Genomic DNA, 22291 nt, shown 5'->3' on the forward strand with positions numbered 1-22291 from the left:
GAGCTCTACGGCGGCTAGGCCTCCTTGACGGCCAGGGCCTCCACCAGTGCCGGCGTCACCAGCTCCACCTGCCACGGCCGCGCGCCGTAGCCCGCGAGCGCGGCCGCCACGGACTCGGCATCGACCACCGCCGGCGGCTCCCAGCAGACCCGCCGAACGGTGTCCGGCGTGATCAGATTCTCCTGCGGCATGGTGAGCTGCTCGGCCAGCGCCGAGACCCCCGCCCGGGCCGCGGACAGCCGAGCCGCGGCGACAGGATCCTTGTCCGCCCAGGCCCGCGGCGGCGGAGGCCCGGTCACCGGCTGCCCCAGTTGCGGCAACTGCGCCTCGCTCAACGCCTTCGCCCGGTCCACGGCCGCCTGCCACTGCTCCAGCTGCCGCTTGCTCATCCGGTGTCCGAAACCGTTCAGCGCGGCCAGCGCGTGCACGTTGGCCGGCACCGCCAGCGCGGCCTCCACGATCGCCGCGTCCCCGAGCACCTTGCCGGGTGAGACGTCCCGCCGCTGCGCGATCCGGTCCCGGGTCTGCCACAGCTCCCGTACGACGGCCAGCTGTCGCCGCCGGCGCACCTTGTGCATGCCGGACGTACGCCGCCACGGATCCTTGCGGGGCTCCGGCGGGGGAGCGGAGGCGATCGCGTCGAACTCCTGGCAGGCCCACTCCAGCTTGCCCTGCCGGTCGAGTTCTTTCTCCAGCGCGTCGCGCAGGTCGACGAGCAGCTCGACGTCCAGCGCCGCGTACCGCAGCCAGGGCTCGGGCAGCGGCCGGGTGGACCAGTCGACGGCGGAGTGTCCCTTCTCCAGGACGTAACCGAGGACGCCCTCGACCATCGCGCCGAGGCCGACCCGGGGGAACCCGGCGAGCCGCCCGGCCAGCTCGGTGTCGAACAGCCGCGTCGGCACCATGCCTATCTCGCGCAGGCAGGGCAGGTCCTGGGTGGCGGCGTGCAGCACCCACTCGACGCCGGAGAGGGCCTCGCCCAGGGCGGACAGGTCGGGGCAGGCCACGGGGTCGATCAGGGCGGTACCGGCGCCCTGGCGGCGCAGCTGGACCAGGTAGGCGCGCTGGCCGTAGCGGTAGCCGGACGCCCGCTCGGCGTCGACGGCGACCGGGCCGGAGCCGGCCTCGAAGGCGGCGATCACTCGGGCCAGGGCAGCCTCGTCCGCGATCACGGGCGGAATGCCCTCACGTGGTTCCAGCAAAGGGATCGGCGCCTCCGTAGCAGAAGATCCGCCGTCGTCCGGAGGGGCGCCTCCGGTGGTTCGCAGTGAGCTGTCTGCTGCGGTCTCGTGGGCGTCGGTCACATGTCAAGGGTATCCGTGTATGGACAGCGCCCGTCGACGGAACGTTCCGTCGACGGGCGCCAGAGGGTCGCAAACCAGTCAGGTCGGGGAAGTGTCGGATTCGCGAACCGTGAGTGACGTGATCGGGATCCACGGCCGGTTCCGTTCACGGGAGTGAATGATCACAGGGGGGGCATCGTGGAGTGGATCAGTGGATGATTCCCGTCCGCAGGGCCACCGCGACCATCCCGGCGCGGTCGCCCGTGCCGAGCTTGCGGGCGATGCGGGCAAGGTGGCTCTTGACGGTCAGTGCGGACAGGCCCATCGAGACGCCGATGGCCTTGTTCGACTGGCCTTCCGCGACCAGCCGCAGGACCTCGACCTCGCGGCCGGACAGCTCGCGGTAGCCGCCCGGGTGGCTCGGGGCACCCGGGGGGCGGCGGTGCAGGCGTGCGGCGGCGGCGCCGATGGGGGCGGCGCCCGGGCGGGTGGGGAGCCCGACGTTGGTGCGCGTGCCGGTGACGACGTAGCCCTTGACACCGCCGGCGAGCGCGTTGCGCACGGCGCCGATGTCGTCGGCTGCGGAGAGGGCGAGCCCGTTGGGCCAGCCCGCGGCGCGGGTCTCCGACAGCAGGGTGAGGCCGGAGCCATCCGGCAGGTGGACGTCGGCGACGCAGATGTCGCGGGGGTTGCCGATGCGGGGACGAGCCTCCGCGATGGACGAGGCCTCGATGACATCGCGCACACCGAGCGCCCACAGGTGGCGGGTGACGGTGGAGCGGACGCGCGGGTCGGCCACGACCACCATGGCGGTCGGCTTGTTCGGGCGGTAGGCGACCAGGCTTGCGGGCTGCTCGAGGAGAACGGACACCAGGCCTCCTGGGGTGCGGGACGGGGCCGGCTCGTGGGGGTGAAGCCGGGACGAACCGTGCTTTCAAGGTCACAGTCGTCTTCGGCACTCACCCCGTCCGCCTTTAGAGAATGATCACGAATCGGTGATAACAATCCGTACAATTCGGACACGCGGTCGATCATTCGAAGGTCGAACGGTTTCGGTCTGCGTCGGTACACGGTCGAAAGTGGCCGTATCGACAAAGTGATTCGGCCAAGAGGGGGATGCAGGTGTGATCGTCGACAGGGCAGCGTTGACCGCCCCGTACAGGTTCGATCAGTACGGGGTCGCAGCAGGTTCGATCAGCGGGACTGCGGTCCTCGCCGCTGAGGCAGCGTCACCACCGACGCGTCCCCCGGCCCGGCCGGCGGCAGCCCCGCGACCTGGGCGAGCAGATCGCACCAGGACGCCAGGTGCGCGGCCGTGTCCGGGACCCCGCCCAGGCCCTCACGCGGCGTCCACGAGGCACGGATCTCGATCTGTGAGGCGGCCGGGCGCGCGGACAGACCGCCGAAGTAGTGCGAGCTCGCCCGCGTGACCGTGCCGCTCGGCTCCCCGCACGTCAGCCCGCGCGTCTGGAGCGCACCGGTCAGCCAGGACCAGCACACCTCCGGCAGCAGCGGGTCCGCGGCCATCTCCGGCTCCAGTTCCGCGCGCACCAGCGTCACCAGCCGGAACGTGCCCTGCCAGGCCTCGTGCCCCGCCGGGTCGTGCAGCAGCACCAGCCGACCGTCGGCCAAGTCCTCGTCGCCGTCGACGACCGCGGCCTCCAACGCGTAGGCGTAGGGGGCGAGCCGCTTCGGCGGGGGCGTCGGCTCCACCTCGATCTGGGGCCGCAGCCGCGCCGCCTTGAGCGCGTCGACGGCGGCCCGGAAGGGCAGCGGGAGGGTGTCCGCCTCCCGCCGGTCTTTCTCGGTGTCCTTCGCTTCGTCCATTCCGCCAGCGCCGTCCGACAGTCGTCCCTGAGCCGCAGCCATGCCGGAAGGTTACGGGGACCGGAGCCCGGGTGCCGGGCTAGACACCCCGCGCCCCTCCAGGGGCTGAATCCCGCCCATCGGGGGCGTGCGAAACTTGGCCCGTGAGTGCCAACGACGCCCCCCGGGCCCAGCAGCCGTCCGCCCCGTACGACTCCGCCTTCCTCAAGGCCTGCCGGCGCGAGCCCGTGCCGCACACGCCGGTGTGGTTCATGCGGCAGGCCGGGCGCTCACTGCCGGAGTACCGCAAGGTGCGCGAGGGCATCGGGATGCTCGAGTCCTGCATGCGGCCCGAGCTGGTCACCGAGATCACGCTCCAGCCGGTGCGCCGGCACGGTGTCGACGCGGCGATCTACTTCAGCGACATCGTCGTCCCGCTCAAGGCCATCGGCGTCGACCTCGACATCAAGCCCGGCGTCGGCCCGGTCGTCGAGCGCCCGATCCGCACCCGCGCGGACCTCGCCCAACTGCGCGACCTGACCCCCGAGGACGTCTCCTACGTCACCGAGGCCATCGGCCTGCTCACCGGCGAGCTCGGCGCCACGCCCCTGATCGGCTTCGCCGGTGCCCCCTTCACCCTGGCCAGCTACCTCGTCGAGGGCGGCCCGTCCCGCACGTACGAGAACGCCAAGGCGATGATGTACGGCGACCCCGAGCTGTGGGCCGACCTGCTCGACCGCCTCGCCGACATCACGGCCGCCTTCCTGAAGGTGCAGATCGAGGCGGGCGCCTCGGCGGTCCAGCTGTTCGACTCCTGGGCCGGTGCCCTCGCCCCCAGCGACTACCGGCGCTCGGTGCTGCCGGCGTCGGCGAAGGTCTTCGAGGCCGTGGCCGGATACGGCGTCCCGCGCATCCACTTCGGCGTCGGCACCGGAGAGCTGCTGCGGCTCATGGGCGAGGCCGGCGCGGACGTCGTCGGCGTCGACTGGCGCGTCCCGCTGGACGAGGCCGCCCGCCGCGTCGGCCCCGGCAAGGCACTCCAGGGCAACCTCGACCCGACGGTGCTCTTCGCCACGACGGAGGCCGTCGAGGCCAAGACCCGCGAGGTCCTGGACTCGGCGGCGAACCTGGAGGGCCACGTCTTCAACCTCGGCCACGGCGTCATGCCGTCCACGGGCCCGGACGCGCTGACGCGGCTGGTGGAGTACGTCCACACGCACACGGCGCGCTGACGCGGCCCGGGGCGCAGGGCCGCACGCACACGCCGGCCCGGTTCGTCGCGTACGTTCACACGTACACCGCCCGCTGACGGCCCGGGCCCGCCCGGCACCGGAGGTCTCAGGCCGTCCCGGCCGCCCACTCGAGTGCCGCCATGGCGCTGGTGAGCTTCATCCGGGCCTGGATCCAGGCCACGGACCGCTCTCCGTCCAGCACCCCGGCCGCGACCTCCTCGCCGCGGTGCGCCGGCAGATCGTGCAGGAACCAGGCGTCCGGCCAGCGGTTCATGAGGGCCTCGTCGACGTGGAAGGGGCGGAACGTCTGCCGCCAGTGCGCGTCGCCCTTGCTGGTGCCGGTCGTCTGCCAGCGCGTGGTGTAGACGAAGTCGACCCGGTCGGGCAGCTCGTCCATGGAGTGCGACTCGACCACCTCCGTGCCGTGCTCGGCGCCGCGCTTGGCGGCCTCCTCCAGCACCTCCGCGGGGAGCCCGTACCCGGGCGGGGTGGCGAAGGTGACCCGGCAGCCGGAGACGTGCGACAGCCCCCGGGCGAGGGCGGTCGCCGTGTTGTTGCCCTCTCCGACGTACAGCACGCTCACGCCTTCGAGGCCGCCCCTGACCAGGGAGATGGTGGCCAGGTCGCAGATGCCCTGGGTGGGGTGCTCCTCGGTCGCCATGGCGTTGATCACCGGGATGCCTCCGGAGCCGGAGAGCGTGCGCAGCTCGTGGAGCGGGCCCGCGGTCCGGGCCACCAGCAGGTCCAGCATGGAACCGAGCACGCGACCGGTGTCCGTCAGCGACTCGCCCGTGTTCGTCTGGAGATCGTCCGGACCGAACGACACGGGCGTACCGCCGAGCTTGATGGCGCCCGCCGTGAACGCGGTGCGGGTCCGGGTGGAGGTCCGGGTGAACAGGACCCCGACCGTCCGGCCGTCCAGCGGCCGTCCGCCGGCCTTCGGGTCCTCGTGGAAGTCGCAGGCGCGGCGCGCCAGTCGGTGCACGGTCTCGGACGTCAGTTCGCCGAGGGAGAAGATCCCGCGCTCCGGACGGGGAGCGGGCGGGCCGGGCAGGAAGCGGGCGGGCTGCATGGCTTGTCCTCTTTCGGAAGGGGCGGTGACAGGCGCGAGCGGATGACGGGTGGCTGTGAGCCGGCGGCTCACCAGCGCCGGGTCTCCCCGAAGAAGTCCTCGATGACCGTGTGGGCGTTGGTCTCCACGGCCTTCTGGTAGACGAAGGCGCCGACCGCGAGGTCCAGGACGCCGAGCCCGAACGGCGAGAAGACCGCGGGCCTGTCGTCTCCCACCACGGCGTCCCCCCGCATGACGTCGGCCAGCGTCCCGGTGATGAAGTCGCGGTGGCCGTACTTCTGCTCGGCCAGGTGCACGGAGGTGTCGGCCTTGAGGCAGTGCTCGACGTCGTCGACCACGTTGTACGACTCCGCGATGATCTCCGGCGCGATGTCCCGCAGCGAGATGTTCAGCACTACCTGGCCCGGGGCGAAGGAGTCCGGGTCGACGATGTGCGGCACGGCGGCCGTGGTGGCGAGGACGACGAGGTCGGCCTTCTCCAGCTCGGCCGGCAGGTCGGACCCCACCTCCGAGGCGTACCCGAGCCGGGTGGAGGTGTGGTCGGCCAGCGCCGCGGCGTACTCCGGGCTGCGGTCGTGGACCGCGAGGCTGTCGAAGGTCCAGCCCCGGGCGGCGAAGAACTCCGTGATGTTGCGGGCGATGATGCCGCCGCCCACCAGGAGGACCCGCCGGGCGGCGGTGCCGCCCGTGAGCACCTCGGCGGCGAGCACCGCGGAGGCCGCGGTGCGGGCGGCGCTGATCTGGGACGCCTCCAGCACCGCGAAGGGGTAGCCGGTCGTGTAGTCGTTGAGCAGCAGGGCCGCCGAGGCGCGGGGAACGCCCCGCTCGATGTTGCGCGGGAAGCTGGAGATCCACTTGATCCCCGCCAGCCCGTGCTTGCCGCCGAGATAGGCGGGGAGGGCGATGATCCGGCTGTCCGGCTTCTCCGGGAAGCGGAGGAAGTAGCTGTCCGGGTTCACCGTGTCCCCGGCCCGGTGGGTGAGGTAGGTCTCCCTGACCTCGCTCACGATGTCGGGACGGTGGTCGGCGATGATCTGCCGGGCCGTTCGGCCCCCTATGACGCTGAATTCGAACATGCTCTGTTCCTGTTCTCCCAAGACGGTGTTCGCGGGTTCAGCCGGCCGTTTCCAGGGCGGCGGGGGAGTAGTGGTCGAGGACCCATTCGTCGCTGTAGACGGTCTGGAGGTAGCGGTCGCCGTTGTCCGGGGAGATCGCCACCACCCGGGACCCGGAGGAAATGTCCGCGTGCAGCCGCTGCACACCCGACAGCACCGCTCCGGTCGATCCGCCGAGGAGCAGCCCCCGTTCGGCCGCGAGCCGGCGGCACATGCGGATCGCGTCCGCCTCGGGCACCAGGACGGTCTCGTCGGCCTGACCGGGACGGAAGATCTCGGGCCGGCGGCTGGTACCGAGTCCGGGGATGCGCCGGGGGCCCGGAGGGAAGCCGAAGGTGATCGACCCCTCCGTGTCCACGGCGACGATCCGGGTGTGCGGGGAGTACTGCCGGAAGTACCGGGCCACGCCCATCAGCGTCCCGGTGGTGCCCGCCCCGACGAACAGGTGGTCGACCGTGGGGAACTGCTTGATGATCGAGGGTGCGGTCGTGTCGTGGTGCGCCTGGGGGTTGGCCTGGTTCGCGTACTGGTTCGGCCACACCAGCGAGGGGTGCTCGCGCAGTCGCGCCGCGATGTAGTCGATGCGGGACTGCAGATAGCCGCCGCACGCGTCGCGTTCGCCGACCTGGACCACCTCGGCTCCGAGGGCTCGCATCAGCGCCTTGCTCTGCTGCGAGGTGTTGGGGTCCACCACGCAGGTGAAGGCGTATCCCCGGGCGGCGCAGACCGAGCTGAGCGCGATGCCCAGGTTGCCCGACGAGGACTCGATGACATGGCCGCCGGGGAGGAGGGCGCCGCTGTTCTCGGCGGCCTCCACGAGCCCCACCGCCGTTTTCAGTTTGATCGACCCGGCCGGGTTCAGCCCCTCCAGTTTCAGGGCGAGTTCCACTCCGGGGATGAAGCCGGTGAGGCCGAGGAAAATATCGTCGAGTATGACGTCGCTGGCGTTCTCGTACAGCATGACAGCCTCTCACGTGAGCGAGTTCGCGGTTCAGGACGGCGAGCGGTCCCGGGTGGCCCGGATCAGCCACCAGGTGGCCGCGAGACAACCGGCCGCGGGCAGGGCCAGCAGCACCGGTACGGCGCCGACACCGGCCAGTTCGATGCCCTTGCCCAGCACCGGCCCGGCGGCCACCCCGCCGATCATCGAGGCGGCGATCACATAGGCTCCCGCCCGCCGCGCCCGCGGCACCGCCCGGGACAGCCACGGCAGCCCCGTGGGGAAGATCGGCGCGTGGAAGAGGCCGACACCGGCGTACGCGTACGGCGCCGCCGCCGGGATGAGGGCGAGCAGGAGGCAGGCCACCATGCCGACGGAGCTGACGACCATGATCGTCTGCACGGACCAGCGCAGCGTCAGCGGTGCGACCAGCAGCCGTCCCACGGTCACCATCAGCCAGAAGGCCGAGGTCGCCGTGGCCGCGGTCGCCGCGTCGTGCCCGACGGACTCCAGATGCGTCGGCTCCCAGCCGCCGACTCCGGTCTCCACCGCCACCATCAGGACGTACAGCACGATGAAGACCGAGACGACCACGGCCACCGAGGCCCGCAGCCCGGGAGTTCCCGCCTCGCTCTCCTCGCCCTCCTCGCCTTTCTCGTCGGACGGCGGCGGGTCGGGCGCCTCCCCGCCCTCGCGCACGCCGTGCTGCGCCAGCACCAGTGCGGCGGACAGCGCGGCGAACCCGGCGAAGACGGCCGGGTACTCGCCCGGGCCCAGCAGCCCCAGGAGCGCGGGACCGCCCACGGCACCGAGGCCGTAGGCCGCGCCGATGATGTTGAGCATGGCCGGGCTGCGGCGGCCGAACCCCACCGAGAACAGCTGGTTGAGGCCGTAGTCGATGCCGCCGAAGCCCACCCCGGTCACCAGCGCGCAGGCCAGCGCCCACGGCCAGGCCGGGGCCAGCGCGAAGCCGGCCCCGCCGAGAGCCATCAGCGCGTACGAGGCGGACAGCAGCGTTCTGTTGCCCAGTCGCCCGTGCACCCGGTTGAGCAGCAGCACACCGGCCACGCCGCCGACGAAGTGAGCGCTCAGGCTCAGCCCGGCGGCGGCCGGCGAGAGGCCGAACTCGGTGCGGAACGCGGGGATCGCCGGACCGTACAGCGCCTGCAGGGCCCCGATCAGGGCGAAGCCCACGCACGACGCGACGACGGCGAACGGACTGAACAGGGGCCGCGCCACGGTGGTGCCGGGTGGCGCGGCCTGCGCCGAGGTCCCGGTCAAGAGACATTCCTCTTCCCTGCGGCGCCCTTGCCGTGTGCCTCGCGCGGTGTCACGAGGTCACCGACGAGGCGAGCTCGTACTGCTGGTCGCCCGCCAGCAGGCGCTCCAGCACCCGCTGGCTGCGCAGGCCGGCGCCGAAGCCGGCCAGGGCGCTGTCGGCGCTCCGCGCGGTGCCGGTGTCCCGCGCGGTGACCGCGTCGCGCCACTCCCGCAGCTGGTGCCGGAAGGTGTCGCTCCAGCCGGGCACCTCACCGGGCGGCGAGGCGAGCGTCTCCTCGCGGGCGAACGTGCCCTGCTCCCAGGTGACACGGGACTTCAGGAAGTACGTCGTGTCGTCCTTGGAGTGGTAGTACAGCTCCTTGCGGTCGCCGATGATCTTCAACGAGAAGCCGAGCTCCTCCGGCAGCGAGGACTTGGAGGTGACCAGGTTGAAGAAGGTGCCGTTCTCCAGACGGCCGCTGACGAAGGCGTAGTCGTCGACCTGGACGTCCTGGCCCTCCTTCTGCGGCACGTTGACCTGGAGCTTGGTGCGGCAGCTCGTGCTGTCGACCGGGCTGTCGAAGAGGCGGTCGAGCATGTCGACCAGATGCACGCCCAGGTCGCCGAGGGAGCCGCTGGTGGAACGGCCCAGGGCGCTGTCCCGCCAGGTGAAACGGGAGCGGGTCAGGGCGCTGCCGCGCCGGAAACCGGCCTCCGCGAAGAGGATGGAGCCCAGCTCCCCGCTCCGTACCAGGTTCCTGATCTCGCCGATGGCCTCCAGATAGCGGTAGTTGAAGCCCATGGCGCACACCAGGCCGCTCTCCTCGGCCAGCGCGGTGATGCGCTCGGCCTCCGCCACCGTGGTCGTCATCGGCTTCTCGCACAGCACGTGCCTGCCGTGCCGGACGGCCTCCTCGGCGTAGTCGGCGTGCGTGTGGTTGGGCGAGGCGATGACGACGGCGTCGACGTGCCGGTACAGCTCGGACGTTGAGGAGAAGACGGGGCAGCCGAAGCGCTCGGCCAGCTCCGCTGCCTTGTCCGGCAGCACGTCGTACACACCGGCCGGTTCGACGCCGGGGACGGTCTCGGCGGCGCGCAGGTGGGCGAGGGCGATGCCGCCGGCGCCGATGATTCCTATCTGCATGGTCTGCCTCTCTCAGGGACGCCCCTCCGGCCCGGACTCGCCGGACCGGGGGAAGCGGTTCAGCGGCGGAGGTGGTGACGGAAGGCGGTGAGGAGGGCCTGGGCGTGCGGGTGCGGCGACACCTGCGGGAAGCGGCTCCTGGCCTCGGCCGTGCAGTTGGCGACGAGGTAGCCGTGGCCCACGGCGCCCAGCATCTCCAGGTCGTTGCCGCTGTCGCCGAACGCGAGGGTCCGCTCCGGCGCGACGCCGAAGCGGGCGCACAGGTGCCGGACGACGTTGCGCTTGCCGCACACCGGCGGGAGGAAGTCGACGTCGTAGCAGTCGGCGGGGTCCCCGGTGGCGGGGTTGCAGCGGCTGATGTTGAGCCCGAGGCCGTGCTCGCGGGCGAGTTCGCGCACGCGGTCCAGGCTCTGCTCGTCGCGCCGCGGGTCGCCGAGGGAGCGGAAGTAGTAGTTGACCAGGAACGCGGTCGGGTTCCCGGTGTGCGGGGCGTTCTGCGGGAACAGCTCGACACCGTGCCGGGCGAGACGGTCCACGGCCTTCGTGACCCGGACCCGGTCGAATCCGCTGTCCCGCAGCAGTTGCCGCCACTCGGGGTCCGGGCGGGCGACGCCGTCGGGGAAGAACGTCAGCTCGGTGCCCAGCGCGCCGGCCACGAAGTGCGGCAGGACACGGGCACCGCAGCGGGCCATCTTCTCCCGCACGGAGGCCAGCGAGCTGCCGGTGACCCAGCCGAACAGCAGACCGTGCTCCACGGCCTCCGTCAGCAGGAACTCCTCCAGCGCGGCGAGGTGGGCCCGTTGCCCAGCGGTCGCGGCATGGGCCAGGTAGGTCTCGTCGAAGTCGGAGAACGCGGCCCAGCCCGCCGGCTCCGGCAGGCGCAGGTGGGGCGGCCGGCTTGGAGCCGGGCCGCCGGTGGCGTCGAACGGCAGGGTGTCGGTCATGCCGTCACCGGGCCCGGCGCGTCGCCGCGTACAGGGCTTCGACCACGCGGTCCTGCTCGCCGAGGGACAGACCCGCGTGCAGCGGCAGGTGCAGCACCCGGTTGTGCAGCCACTCGGTCCGCGGCAGGTGCGCCCGTCCGAAGAGCCGCTCGCGCACCGGTGTCTCCTGCCGGTGCGTCAGGACGGGGTAGTAGACGTCCGACTCCACCCGGCTCGTCCGCGCCAGGTCCTCCAGCAGCGCGTCGCGGGCCGCCGCACCGCCGGCCGGCAGCACGGGGAACAGGTGCCAGGAGTGGTCGGGAGCGAAAGCGGGCGCTTCGAGCACGCCCTCCTCGGCGAGGGGGCGGAGCGCGTCCACATAGCGCCGGGCGAGATAGGTGCGCCGCAGCCCGCGCAGACTGGTCCAGGGCAGCAGGGCCAGACCGATTGCGGCCATGGTGTTGTCGATGCGCGCGTTGAGCCCGAACGCCTCGCACTTGACGTTCTTCCGGCCCGGCTCGAAGCCGTGGTAGCCGATCACCCGGCAGCGCTCGGCGATCTCGGCCGAGCCGGTGACGACGGCACCGGCCTTCCCGCACAGCCCGACGTTCTTGTACGGGTTGAAACTGAGGGCGGCCGCGTCGGAGTACTGCCCCACACCGGTCACCCCGAGCGCCTGGCAGGCGTCCTCGACGATCCGCAGACCCTGCCGGTCGGCGACGGCACGCAGCCCCGCCATGTCGGCGAGCTTGCCGTACAGATGGACGGGAAGGACGGCCACGGTGCGCGGAGTGATCCGCTCCGCCACCGACTCCGGGTCCAGGTTGCCGTCCGGCCGGGTCACGTCGGCGAGCACGGGCACGGCACCGCAGGCGAAGACCGCGTTCTCGGTGGCGGCGAAGCTGTTGGCCGGCATGATCACCTCGTCACCCGGCCCGACCCCCACCGCACGCAGAGCGATGACGAGCGCGTCGGTCCCACTGCCGGTCGCGACGGCGCAGGGCAGGGCCACGTAGTCGGCGACGGCGTCCTCGAAGGCGGTGACGGCGGGACCGCTCGTGAACTCGCAGCTCTCCAGCACCCGCGTGAAGGCGTCGGCGGCGGCGCTCTTCTCCTCCCGCGACAGGAGCCGCTCCTTCGGCAGGAAGGGGACCCCCGCCGCACGCGACGGCTCGGGGAAGAGGGGAGCGACGAGCGCGTCCGGGTGCACGGGAGCGGGTGAGGAGTCCCAGGACGAGAGAACCTTCGCCAGCTCCTGATTGGCGAGGGTGTCCCGCACGGGGTGGGCGGTCCGCACGCCCCGGGCAAGGTCCTGGACCACCCGGTGCAGACTGCTGCTGTCCCCGGGGAGGGGGGATCCTGTGAACGTGCCGGGCTCGGCGGTGGAGACGGTCATGCGTACTCCTGGGGTTCGAAGCGTTCGACGTGTTCGAAGGGTCTGGGCAGCGGATAATTGCTGCGTGGACGCATTCCTATGGATATGCGGAATGCGGCGGGGAAACGGTCGCCGGATGCCTGGGTGGCGAGCTGGAATGGCGAACGGACGCGAACTGAACGGCGCATTGAATGTCGCGCGGAATGCGGTCTGGAATCCGGCTCTCAGGCCCGGACGGATCGTATGCAACTGTTCCGCGATGGATAGGTGAGCGGCACACGTCGGTGATGCTGTCAGCGGCCGACAACGTCCGTCAACCGGCAGCTTTTTGCCGTTGCTTTGCAGTCCGGGAATTCCCGGAAGAGCACCTCGGAACAGGGCGGGCGACCGGTCGAGGACCGGCAATTTTCTGCCGGTTCCCCGGCCTTACCGCGCCGAGCAGGGCATACGTACCCGAGCGGACTCCGTGCACCGGCGTGACGGCCTTCACTTCTTGCCGAACCGCTTTCGCGAGTCACCCCCGGCCTTGTTACGGTGTGTTCTCCCGGCGATACGCAGAGGGAGTGTTTCCGAGTAGTGTCACGTCGCACCCAGTCTGTTTCTTCCATGTCGGACAACAAATGCGGCACTGGTGTGCTGCCCGATCTGCTACGCGCTTGGCGAGTGGAAGCGGGAAGCAAAATGAACAGGGGGAGACCATTACCTCAAAAAGAAGTAGCCGACCGCATGTGTGTGAGTGAACGCTGGTATCGGAATCTCGAGACCGGCATGCGCGTACCGCTCTCCACCGAGGTGCTCGAACGCCTTTCCCAGGCTCTGCTGCTCGGCCCCGACGAACGCATGGCGCTGTACGGGCACGCGCTCGCCGGGGCCGGCGGACAGTCGGACGAGGACGAAGGCCCGCCGGACTTCATGGACGAGCTGGCCGAACTCGCCTCGGCGCAGACCGAGTTCCCCAGTTACCTCACCGACCGGGCGTGGAACGTCCTCGACCACAACGCGGCCATGGCCCACTGGTTCCCCTGGGTTCGTGAACCGGGAGCCAACCTCATGCGCTGGGCACTGACCACCGCCACGGCCCGCGAGCAGATCGTGGACTGGCCGCGGCACGCCGCGCAGTACCTCGCCCTGCTGCGTTTCGCGCTGGTGACCCGCCCCGACGACGAGAACCTCGCCGCGCTGCGCGACGCCGTCCTGGACGACCCCGTGTGCCGCGGACTGTGGGACCACAGCCCGAAGGTCCTCGCCTACCGGCACGGGCACCGCTACGAACTGCGCCTGCCCCACGTCTCCCCTGAGACGATCACCGTCACCTCACAGGTCCTGCTCCCCGCCTACCGGCAGGAGCTCCGTTACGTCCTGCTGCTGCCCACGGAAGGCCCCCCGCACGGCCATGACCCCTGACTCCGCACTGTGGTCCTTCGTCCTGGTCGTCGGGCTGCTCACCCTCACGCCGGGCATCGACACCGCGCTCATCCTGCGGACCGCCGCGCTCGGCCGCCACCGCAGGGCCTGGGGCGTGGTTCTGGGAGTTCAGACCGGCGTCCTGGTGTGGGGCGTCCTCACCTCCCTCGGGCTCACGGCCCTGATCACCGCCTCTCAGGCGGCGTACGAGATCCTGCGCTGGGCGGGCGTCGTGTACCTCCTGTGGCTCGGCGGACGCATGCTGGTGGACACGCTGCGCCGCCGGGGCTCGACGGCCGGGGACTCGCCCGGCGAGGTGACCGTGCGCAACAGCCTGGGGGAGGGATGGCGTCAGGGCGCGTTCACCAACCTGCTCAACCCCAAGGTGGGCGTCTTCTACGTCGCCGTGCTGCCGCAGTTCATCCCCGCCGGCGCACCCCACTTCACCACCGGCGTGCTGCTCGCCTCGGTGCACATCGCCCTGGGCCTGGTCTGGTCGACGGCCCTCATCGGCTGCGCCCGCGCCCTGCGCGTCCGGCTCCAGAGTCCCGCGGCACGCCGCGTGCTGGACCGGATCACGGGCACGGTCATCGTCGGACTGGGGCTGCGGCTGGCCATGACCGGCTGACGGGCGGAGACACCGCACGAGTCGCCGGTGAATCGGGTGCGGCGGTGAACGCGGCCGTCCGGGCGTGCGTATGTGTCGGCAACCGCCCGCGGCGCGGGGAAGGCGGGTCGCGGGGCCGACGTGAGGAACAGGCGATGAACGACCGAGTTACTCCTGCGATGCACGCACTGCCGGACGGTGAGGCGGAGTTGACGCTGGTGGTGCGGCTCCCCTGGGAGGACGTGGCCCGGCTCGGCCAGGAGGCCGGGCGGCTGGCGGCCCAGATGCGGCGGCCCGTGACGCTGGAGGAGGCGGTGAGTCACCGGCTGCGGTCGTCCAGGGTTGCCGCGCACGCGAAGCCGGCGGGGGAGCAGCCGCCGGCTGTTTCGGCTTCCGCGTCGGTGTCGTCCTTGCCGTCTCGGCCGCCGGCGGAGCAGGCGCGGCAGGCCATTGACCGGATCAACGGTACGGCTGGGACTGCGTAGGGTTTCGCCGAAGGGGTGCGGTTTCGCTGCCGGGTGCGGGGCCGATTGTGGCCGTTCGCGCAGTTCCCCGCGCCCCTGAAAGAAGGGCGGTGCCCCGCCGCCCCTACAAAGTCTCGCGGACCTTTGCCGCCGCCTTGCGGGCTGCCACCAGGACCGGGTCCCAGACGGGGGAGAACGGTGGGGCGTAGCCGAGGTCCAGGGTCGTCATCCGTTCCGCAGTCATGCCGGCCGTGAGGGCGACCGCTGCGATGTCGACTCGCTTGCCCGCGCCCTCCCGGCCGACGATCTGGACGCCGAGGAGGCGGCCCGTGCGGTGTTCGGCGAGCATCTTGACCGTCATGGGAGAGGCGTCCGGGTAGTAGCCCGCGCGACTGGTCGACTCGATGGTGACCGCCTCGAAGCGCAGGCCCACGCGGTGGGCGTCCTTCTCGCGCAGTCCCGTGCGCGCGATCTCCAGGTCGCAGACCTTGCTGACCGCCGTGCCGACCACGCCCGGGAACGTGGCGTAGCCGCCGCCGGCGTTGGTGCCGATGACCTGGCCGTGCTTGTTGGCGTGGGTGCCGAGCGCGATGTGCCGTTCCTGGCCGGAGACCAGGTCGAGGACCTCGACGCAGTCGCCGCCCGCCCAGATGTTCTCGTGGCCGCGCACCCGCATCGAGCGGTCCGTGAGAAGGCCGTCGTGCGTACCGAGGGGGAGGCCGGCCGTCTTCGCGAGTGTCGTCTCGGGACGGACGCCGATGCCGAGCACGACGACGTCCGCCGGGAAGTCGCGGTCGCGGGTCGTCACCGCCCGTACCCGGCCGTCGTCACCCGTGAGGATCTTGGTGACCTCGGCGTCGTTCACCATCGTGATGCCCAGGCCCTCCATGGCCTCGTGCACCAGGCGGCCCATGTCGGGGTCGAGGGTCGACATGGGTTCGCTGCCGCGGTTGACTACCGTCACCTCGTAGCCGCGGTTGATGAGCGCCTCGGCCATCTCCACGCCGATGTAGCCGGCCCCGACGACCACCGCGCGGCGGCCACGCGTGCGTGCCAGTGTGTCGAGGAGCGCCTGGCCGTCGTCCAGTGTCTGCACGCCGTGCACCCCGGGGGCGTCCATGCCTGGAATGTCCGGCCGGATCGGCCGGGCGCCGGTGGCGATCACGAGTTTGTCGTACGACGTCCAGGACTCGGTGCCGGATTCGAGGTCACGCGCGCGTACCCGCTGCCCGTCGGGGTCGAGGTCCGTGACCTCGGTGCGCAGCCGCAGGTCGATGTCCCGCGCGCGGTGCTCCTCGGGCGTGCGGGCGATGAGCCGGTCCCGGTCCGGGACGTCGCCGCCCACCCAGTACGGGATGCCGCACGCCGAGTACGACGTGAAGTGGCCGCGTTCGAACGCCACGATCTCCAGCTCGTCGGGGCCCTTCAGACGGCGCGCCTGCGACGCCGCGGACATCCCCGCGGCGTCGCCGCCGATCACGACCATTCGCTCCCTGCGCGTACGGCTCATGTTCATGCGAACACGCTACGGGGAGCGGAGCACGGCGTTTCAGTCCCGCTCGTCAGGAGTTCGCGCGGGCGGGGACTGCGGGGCCGGGCGGGCCGTCGGCAGCGGGCCCAGGGCGCTCATGGCGGGCGCGGGGCGCGGGCGGCGCGGGAGACGGGGGCGTACGACGCGCAGCCACAGCAGCGTGAGCAGGGCGGCCACCGCCGCGAACGGCAGGACCGCGCCGAGGGCCACCGCGAGCCAGCGCAGCATCGTCACGAAGGCGTTCCAGCCGCCCGCGAGCGCGTCCACGAACCCCGGGTCGTCGTCCTTCGCCTCCTTCTTCACCGGGGTCTCGGACAGCGACAGGGTGATGGTGGCCAGGCTCGTGCGGTCCTTCAGGGAGTCCTGGCGCGCGAGCAGCGCCTCCAGGTCGGCCTGGCGGGTGCTCAGCTCGCCTTCCAGGGTCACCACGTCGCTGAGCTCGGTGGCCTGGTCCATCAGCTCGCGGATCCGGGCCACGCTCGCGCGCTGCGACTTGATCCGGCTCTCCACGTCCACGACCTGATCGGTGACGTCCTCCGCCTTCGCGCTGCGGTCGAGGAGCTTGCCCGCGCCCTCCAGCTCGGTGAGGACCTCGTCGTACTTCTCGACGGGCACGCGCAGCACGACGCGGGTGCGCTCGTGGCCCTCCTCGTCCCGGGTGGTGGTCTCGTTGCCGACGTAGCCGCCCGCGTTCTCGGTGCCGGTGCGGGCCTGATCCAGGGCCTTCGGGACGTCCTTGACCTGCACGGTCAGTGAGGCCGTGCGGATGATGTGGGCCGTGGGGAGCTTCGGCGGCGCGGTCGCCCTGGCTCCGCTTCCGGCGCCGCCGGGGGCGGCCTCGTTCGCGCCGGCCTTGTCGTTCGCGCGCGGGGCGGCGACTCCGCGATCGGCGGCGGCGCTGCCGGCGGAGTCCTCGCCCGCGCCGCTGCATCCGGTGAGCGCGAGGGCCGCGGCCAGCAGGAGCGCGGCGAGGGCCGGGACGGGGTGGCGGGTGGGTCGTCGTGTGCGCATGTGGGCATCCCCCGAGGGATTGGTTCGGCTGATGCTTCTTCGACGCCCGGGCGGCGCCGGACGTTTGGTCCGGGACGGTTCCGATGCGGTCACGGTCGGGACTCGTGAAGGACACCGGGGCGCGGCAGCGCTGTCAGTGAGGTCTGAGAGGCTGGGGGCATGCGCGAAGTTCAAGCCCGTGCGGGCACGGGGCAGGTCGTCGTCATCGGGGCGGGAATCGCGGGACTGGCCGCCGCGCACCGGCTGCTGGAGCGCGGGGCGCGGGTGACCGTGCTGGAGGCCTCCGACCGGGTCGGCGGCAAGCTGCTGCCCGGGGAGATCGCGGGCGCCCGCGTGGACCTCGGCGCCGAGTCGATGCTGGCCCGCCGCCCCGAGGCGGTGGCGCTCGCCCGGGAGGTCGGCCTCGCCGACCGGCTCCAGCCGCCCGCGACCGCGACGGCCTCGATCTGGACCCGGGGCGCGCTGCGCCCGATGCCCAAGGGACACGTGATGGGCGTGCCCGGCACCGCAGCGGCCCTGTCCGGCGTGCTGTCCGACGAGGGCCTGACCCGCATCGACCGCGACGCCGAGCTGCCCCGCACGGAGGTCGGCGACGACGTGGCCGTCGGGGAGTACGTGGCGGCGCGCCTCGGCCGCGAGGTCGTCGACCGCCTGGTGGAACCCCTGCTGGGCGGCGTCTACGCGGGCGACGCGTACCGCATCTCGATGCGCTCGGCCGTCCCGCAGCTCTTCCAGGCCGCCCGCAGCCACACCTCTTTGACCGAGGGGGTCCGCGAGATCCAGGCGAAGGCGGCCGCCGCCCAGCAGACCGGCCCCGTGTTCATGGGCCTCCAGGGCGGCGTCGGCACCCTGCCCCTCGCGGTGGCGGAGTCGGTGCGGGCACGCGGGGGCGAGATCCTGACGGAGACGCCGGTGACGGAGCTGAGCCACAGCGCCGCGGACGGCGGCGGATGGCGCGTGGTCACGGGTGAGCGGGTGCTGCACGCGGACGCGGTCGTGCTCGCCGTCCCCGCCCCGGCCGCCGCCCGGCTCCTGCGCACCGAGTCCCCCGGGGCCGCCGCAGAGCTCGGCGGCGTCGAGTACGCATCCATGGCCCTGGTCACCCTCGCCTACCGCCGCGCCGAGACGGCCCTCCCCGAGGGCAGCGGCTTTCTCGTGCCGCCGGTGGACGGGCACACCATCAAGGCCTCCACGTTCGCCTCGCAGAAGTGGGGCTGGATCGCCGACGAGAACCCGGACCTGGTGGTTCTGCGCACCTCCGTCGGACGGCACGGCGAGACGGAGATCCTCCAGCGCGACGACGACGGGCTCGTGGCGGTCTCCCGGCACGACCTGAAGGCGGCGACCGGCCTGGACGCCACACCCCTCGCCACCCGCGTCACCCGCTGGGACGACGGCCTGCCCCAGTACCCCGTCGGCCACCACGCGCGCGTGGCCCGCATCCGCGAGCACGTCGCGAAGCTCCCGGGGCTCGCCGTGTGCGGCGCGCAGTACGACGGCGTCGGCATCCCGGCGTGCATCGCGAGCGCGTACGCCGCCGTCGACCAGATCCAGGGTGACCTGCGGGGTGTGCAGGAGCTCACCGCCCACCCGGTGCAGAGCCTGCACGGCGGAGCGGGAGAATGAGGAGCATGAGTGACGACGCCTCCACCACGGCCTCCAGCGCCACGCCCGACCGCATCCCGAACAAGGGCAAGCTGGCCAAGGACCTCAACGAGGTCATCCGCTACACGCTCTGGTCCGTCTTCCGGCTGAAGGACGTCCTCCCCGAGGACCGCGCCGGGTACGCCGACGAGGTCCAGGAGCTGTTCGACCAGCTCGCCGCCAAGGACGTGACCATCCGCGGCACGTACGACGTCTCGGGCCTGCGTGCCGACGCCGACCTCATGATCTGGTGGCACGCGGAGACCAGCGACGCGCTGCAGGAGGCGTACAACCTCTTCCGCCGCACGAAGCTGGGCCGGGCGCTCACGCCGGTGTGGTCGAACATGGCGCTGCACCGCCCCGCCGAGTTCAACCGCTCGCACATCCCGGCGTTCCTCGCCGACGAGACGCCCCGCAACTACGTGAGCGTCTACCCCTTCGTGCGCTCCTACGACTGGTACCTGCTGCCCGACGAGGACCGCCGCCGCATGCTCGCCGACCACGGCAAGATGGCCCGCGGCTTCCCGGACGTGCGCGCCAACACGGTCGCCTCGTTCTCCCTCGGCGACTACGAGTGGCTCCTCGCCTTCGAGGCCGACGAGCTGTACCGCATCGTCGACCTCATGCGCCACCTGCGCGCCTCGGAGGCGCGTCGGCACGTGCGCGAGGAGGTCCCGTTCTTCACGGGCCGCCGCAAGGACATCGCGGAGCTGGTCGCGGGTCTGGCCTGATCAGCGGAGCGGTCCGGCGGCTCCGGGCTTCTCCGGGGCCGCCGACAGCGGCTTCGGCTGCGGTTCCGGACGCGCGGCGCAGTCCGTGCGCCGTCCCGGCAGCCGACCCTCCAGCAGGTACGCCTCCACGTGGCCGTTGACGCAGGCGTTCGGCCCGCCGGCCAGGCCGTGCGCGCCGGCGTCCCGCTCCGTCACCAGGACCGAGCCCGCGAGGCGGCGGTGGAGTTCGAGGGCGCCGTCGTACGGCGTGGCGGCGTCCCGCTCGGCGGCCAGGATCAGCGTCGGCGGCAGTTCGCCCGGCCCGGTGCCGACGTCGAGCGGGCGCTGCCGCGGCCCCGCCCAATAGGCGCAGGGCAGGTTCGTCCACACGTTGTCCCAGGTCTCGAAGGGCGCCACCCGCGCGAGCCGGGTGTTGTCCCGGTCCCACACCTCCCAGTCCGTCGGCCAGGGGGCGTCGTTGCACTCGACGGCCACATAGACCGCGCGTGACACCAGGGCGCCCTGGCGGCGGACCTTGCGTTTGCTGTTGTGCGGGTCCTTGTGCGTGGCCCGGGCACGGCCGACGGCGAGCTCGATCTGCCTGCCGTCGGGCTGTGCGTAGTCCAGCGGGACGGTGAGCGTGCCGCACTGCATGCTGCCGGGCAGGTCCCGCGCGTCGGGACACGGGCCGAAGTCGATGCCGGCCGCCTTCGCCCGGGCGGCGGCCACCGCGGTGCCGCGCAGCTCGGCCGCGGTCCTCGCGCCATCGGTGTCCGGGGCGGCGGTGAGGGCGCTCAGCAGCGAGGATCCTGCTGCCGAGTAGAGGAGGGCGGCTCTCATCGCGTATCCCTTCGGTGCACGGTGGCGGCAAAAGGGATGTTTCGTGGGGTGGTTGGGGAAGGCAAGCACCGTCCGCCGGTGTCGGCGCCAATGCCCCTGTGCGCCCCCGGTCTGTCAGTCGTGTGCCCAGGGGGTGTCCGTGAAGGCGGCGCGCAGGTCCGGTTCGCCGATCGCGCGGACGCCGCGTACGGCCACGGAGGTGAGGTACGTGCGGTCGTCGGCGGTGCCGTCCGCGTTCCGGGTCAGTGCGCCGAGCAGCCGCTGGCCGGCCGGGGAGGCCCAGCGCGAGTACGGGTGGACCTCGATGCGGGCGACGGCGAGGCAGCTCAGGGTCAGGGCGAGCGGCAGCGCGAACCACAGGGCCACCAGATGACGCGGCATGTCCGGCGGAGCGGGCGTCAGCAGCGCGGCGACGCCGAGAGCGAGTACGGCGACGGCAGCCACGCGCACCTGCCCGACGGCCGCCGCGACCGTCGTACGGGCGCTGTCGGGCACCGCGAGCCCCGCGCGCACCAGCCGGTCGGCGATACCGCGCACCGCGTCCGCCGTGGCGGCGGTGGCCCGCACCGGCGCGATCCGGGACTGTCCCTCGGGGCCGATGGCCCCGATGACCGACCGCTCCATCTCGTCCCGCCCGCGCGGATCCACGACCGTCGCCCAGCCGGTGTGGGCCAGGAGCAGCCGGCGCTGGCGTGCCATGGCGACGAGGGTGACGTCGGCGACCCGCCGGGGCCCGCCGGAGAGGAACGCGGCCTCGTAGAGCGTGAGTTCATGAGTGTGGCCGGTGTCCGCGTCAGCGGCCGCGGCGCGTACGGCGGCCAGGCACAGGCGTGTGCACGCCGTGCCGGCCACGGCCCAGGCCGCCAGCAGGAAAAGAACCCAGAGCATATGTTGTTTGTATGTGACACGGTCCCGGAAACACCATGCCTCGTTCACGATCCGGACGCAGTGTTGTCGGTATGTGACGTTCCGTTTCACTGCTCCGGCGGCGGGCGGAAGGTGGGCGGCGGAAGTGTGAAGGACGGGCCCGGGGCTGGAGCCGTGGGTGAGGCCGGATCAGGGAACGCCGTCGGGGGAGTGCTGCCGCCGGCCATGTCGCGGGCCACGGCGTCGAAGTCGACGTAGCCCGTGGCCTCCAGGACCTCGATGTGGTCGAGGACGGTCGTGTTGGCGTCGTCGGCGAGGTCGCGCACCAGCGAGTTGCGGGTGCTCGCCCGGACCTGGGCGACGACCGAGAAGACCCTCCCGTGCGCCAGCCGCAGGATGTTGGCGAACTGGCGGTCGTACTCGGCACCCTGTGCCGCGTCCAGGGTTTCCAGCCACTGCTTCTGCTGGTCGCTGGGCTCGTCCGGCAGGGCGAGATTCAGCCGCGAGGCGACACCGCGCACCCGTTCGTCGAGGAACCTGTGCCCCTCGACGAGATGCCGGCCCGCCGTCCGGACGGCCGGCGTCGTCCCCTTCGCCTGCGCCTGCCGCCCCGCGGGCAGCTCCCACAGCCCGGCCAGCCGGACCTTGACGAGAAAGTCCTGGTCGAGCGCGGACAACGGGCCGTAGCTCGTGTGCAGGGTCTGGGCGCTCAGCACGTCCGGTCCCGTCCCCGGCCGGTCGGTGTACGGCCAGAGGGAGAAGACCAGCGCGGCGAGCGTCGCCGTCAGACACGTGACGATGAGCCCCGTGCCGCTGACGATGCCTCGGCCCTTGACGGGGGGTCGCGGTCGCATGGTGGTGCCTCCTGGTACGGCACCGCACGCTAGTGCGCTTCGGGTGCGGAGTTGACATGTTACTGCGGGGTCTACGTCAACTGCCGTACAGGGGCGAATGGTTGTAACGGGGGCAGGACGGGACGATTGGGGGAGGCGTGACGGGGGACTCGCCAGGCCAAAGAGGCGCAAAACATTCCATGGCTCCAGGCGGGCGGGACCGGCGTGTT

21 protein-coding genes are annotated in these 22291 nt (G+C 72.1%); 6 read left to right on the top strand and 15 right to left on the bottom strand.

Going from position 1 to position 22291, the window contains the following annotated elements:
- Nucleotides 1-14 precede the first annotated feature (14 nt).
- From ACIBNA_RS31255 to ACIBNA_RS31265, 3 genes are all read right to left on the bottom strand, one after another.
- Nucleotides 15-1304 (bottom strand): ribonuclease D, encoded by a 1290-nt coding sequence (locus tag ACIBNA_RS31255; protein ID WP_399168534.1) that lies wholly within the window; start codon nt 1302-1304, stop codon nt 15-17.
- 187 nt (nt 1305-1491) lie between these two features.
- Entirely contained in the window at nt 1492-2154 is a 663-nt protein-coding gene (locus ACIBNA_RS31260; RefSeq protein WP_003993737.1) for a response regulator transcription factor, read from the bottom strand.
- A 323-nt stretch (nt 2155-2477) separates the two neighbouring features.
- On the bottom strand, nt 2478-3152 hold the full coding sequence (locus tag ACIBNA_RS31265) for a DUF3000 domain-containing protein (RefSeq protein ID WP_399168535.1): 675 nt from the start codon (nt 3150-3152) through the stop codon (nt 2478-2480).
- A 101-nt stretch (nt 3153-3253) separates the two neighbouring features.
- On the opposite strand from ACIBNA_RS31265, the gene hemE reads away from it, so the two are divergent.
- Nucleotides 3254-4321, top strand: coding sequence for a uroporphyrinogen decarboxylase (gene hemE / locus ACIBNA_RS31270; RefSeq protein WP_399168536.1), 1068 nt, complete (start codon nt 3254-3256; stop codon nt 4319-4321).
- Between the two features lie 106 nt (nt 4322-4427).
- On the opposite strand, the gene ACIBNA_RS31275 is transcribed toward hemE, so the two are convergent.
- The 7 genes from ACIBNA_RS31275 to ACIBNA_RS31305 all read right to left on the bottom strand — a co-directional run bounded on the left by ACIBNA_RS31275 (nt 4428) and on the right by ACIBNA_RS31305 (nt 12171).
- Nucleotides 4428-5393 carry an ornithine carbamoyltransferase gene (locus tag ACIBNA_RS31275; RefSeq protein ID WP_399168537.1) on the bottom strand — a complete coding sequence of 322 codons (966 nt, stop codon included), beginning with the start codon at nt 5391-5393 and terminating at the stop codon, nt 4428-4430.
- A gap of 68 nt (nt 5394-5461) precedes the next feature.
- The gene (sbnB, locus tag ACIBNA_RS31280) at nt 5462-6469 is read right to left on the bottom strand and encodes a 2,3-diaminopropionate biosynthesis protein SbnB (RefSeq protein ID WP_399168538.1); all 1008 of its coding nucleotides are present in this window, start codon (nt 6467-6469) and stop codon (nt 5462-5464) included.
- Nucleotides 6470-6506: 37 nt separating this feature from the next.
- Complete coding sequence (sbnA, locus tag ACIBNA_RS31285; protein WP_399168539.1) at nt 6507-7469, bottom strand: 2,3-diaminopropionate biosynthesis protein SbnA; 963 nt, start codon at nt 7467-7469, stop codon at nt 6507-6509.
- 30 nt (nt 7470-7499) lie between these two features.
- Nucleotides 7500-8729, bottom strand: coding sequence for an MFS transporter (locus tag ACIBNA_RS31290; protein ID WP_399168540.1), 1230 nt, complete (start codon nt 8727-8729; stop codon nt 7500-7502).
- A 49-nt stretch (nt 8730-8778) separates the two neighbouring features.
- Nucleotides 8779-9852: a Gfo/Idh/MocA family protein gene (locus tag ACIBNA_RS31295; protein WP_399168541.1), complete on the bottom strand. Its 1074-nt coding sequence runs from the start codon at nt 9850-9852 to the stop codon at nt 8779-8781.
- Nucleotides 9853-9911: 59 nt separating this feature from the next.
- Complete coding sequence (locus ACIBNA_RS31300) at nt 9912-10796, bottom strand: HAD-IIB family hydrolase (protein ID WP_399168542.1); 885 nt, start codon at nt 10794-10796, stop codon at nt 9912-9914.
- Between the two features lie 4 nt (nt 10797-10800).
- The gene (locus tag ACIBNA_RS31305; RefSeq protein ID WP_399168543.1) at nt 10801-12171 is read right to left on the bottom strand and encodes a DegT/DnrJ/EryC1/StrS family aminotransferase; all 1371 of its coding nucleotides are present in this window, start codon (nt 12169-12171) and stop codon (nt 10801-10803) included.
- A gap of 585 nt (nt 12172-12756) precedes the next feature.
- Here ACIBNA_RS31305 and ACIBNA_RS31310 point away from each other — a divergent pair.
- From ACIBNA_RS31310 to ACIBNA_RS31320, 3 genes are all read left to right on the top strand, one after another.
- The gene (locus tag ACIBNA_RS31310; RefSeq protein WP_399168544.1) at nt 12757-13554 is read left to right on the top strand and encodes a helix-turn-helix domain-containing protein; all 798 of its coding nucleotides are present in this window, start codon (nt 12757-12759) and stop codon (nt 13552-13554) included.
- Nucleotides 13544-14182: a LysE family translocator gene (locus ACIBNA_RS31315; protein WP_399168545.1), complete on the top strand. Its 639-nt coding sequence runs from the start codon at nt 13544-13546 to the stop codon at nt 14180-14182. The genes ACIBNA_RS31310 and ACIBNA_RS31315 overlap by 11 nt, the downstream gene beginning before the upstream one ends.
- Before the next feature lie 134 nt (nt 14183-14316).
- The gene (locus tag ACIBNA_RS31320; protein ID WP_399168546.1) at nt 14317-14646 is read left to right on the top strand and encodes a hypothetical protein; all 330 of its coding nucleotides are present in this window, start codon (nt 14317-14319) and stop codon (nt 14644-14646) included.
- A 103-nt stretch (nt 14647-14749) separates the two neighbouring features.
- Here ACIBNA_RS31320 and ACIBNA_RS31325 read toward each other — a convergent pair whose 3' ends face one another.
- Together ACIBNA_RS31325 and ACIBNA_RS31330 are read right to left on the bottom strand one after the other, a co-directional pair.
- Entirely contained in the window at nt 14750-16141 is a 1392-nt protein-coding gene (locus ACIBNA_RS31325) for an FAD-dependent oxidoreductase (RefSeq protein ID WP_399168547.1), read from the bottom strand.
- A gap of 33 nt (nt 16142-16174) precedes the next feature.
- Nucleotides 16175-17167 (bottom strand): DUF4349 domain-containing protein, encoded by a 993-nt coding sequence (locus ACIBNA_RS31330; protein ID WP_399168548.1) that lies wholly within the window; start codon nt 17165-17167, stop codon nt 16175-16177.
- Nucleotides 17168-17326: 159 nt separating this feature from the next.
- Between ACIBNA_RS31330 and hemG the strand changes: the two genes are divergently transcribed.
- Nucleotides 17327-18793: a protoporphyrinogen oxidase gene (gene hemG, locus ACIBNA_RS31335; RefSeq protein ID WP_399168549.1), complete on the top strand. Its 1467-nt coding sequence runs from the start codon at nt 17327-17329 to the stop codon at nt 18791-18793.
- 5 nt (nt 18794-18798) lie between these two features.
- Complete coding sequence (hemQ, locus tag ACIBNA_RS31340; protein WP_392093560.1) at nt 18799-19542, top strand: hydrogen peroxide-dependent heme synthase; 744 nt, start codon at nt 18799-18801, stop codon at nt 19540-19542.
- Here hemQ and ACIBNA_RS31345 read toward each other — a convergent pair whose 3' ends face one another.
- From ACIBNA_RS31345 to ACIBNA_RS31355, 3 genes are all read right to left on the bottom strand, one after another.
- Nucleotides 19543-20361: an alpha/beta hydrolase gene (locus ACIBNA_RS31345; RefSeq protein WP_399168550.1), complete on the bottom strand. Its 819-nt coding sequence runs from the start codon at nt 20359-20361 to the stop codon at nt 19543-19545. It lies immediately after the preceding gene.
- 114 nt (nt 20362-20475) lie between these two features.
- A complete protein-coding gene (locus tag ACIBNA_RS31350) occupies nt 20476-21249 on the bottom strand; it encodes a TIGR04222 domain-containing membrane protein (RefSeq protein WP_399168551.1) in 774 nt (257 codons plus the stop codon).
- A gap of 86 nt (nt 21250-21335) precedes the next feature.
- Entirely contained in the window at nt 21336-22082 is a 747-nt protein-coding gene (locus ACIBNA_RS31355; RefSeq protein ID WP_399168552.1) for a DUF4142 domain-containing protein, read from the bottom strand.
- Nucleotides 22083-22291: the final 209 nt, after the last annotated feature.

Source organism: Streptomyces sp. NPDC050164 (genome assembly GCF_044459945.1).
Taxonomy (GTDB): Bacteria; Actinomycetota; Actinomycetes; order Streptomycetales; family Streptomycetaceae; genus Streptomyces; species Streptomyces coeruleorubidus_A.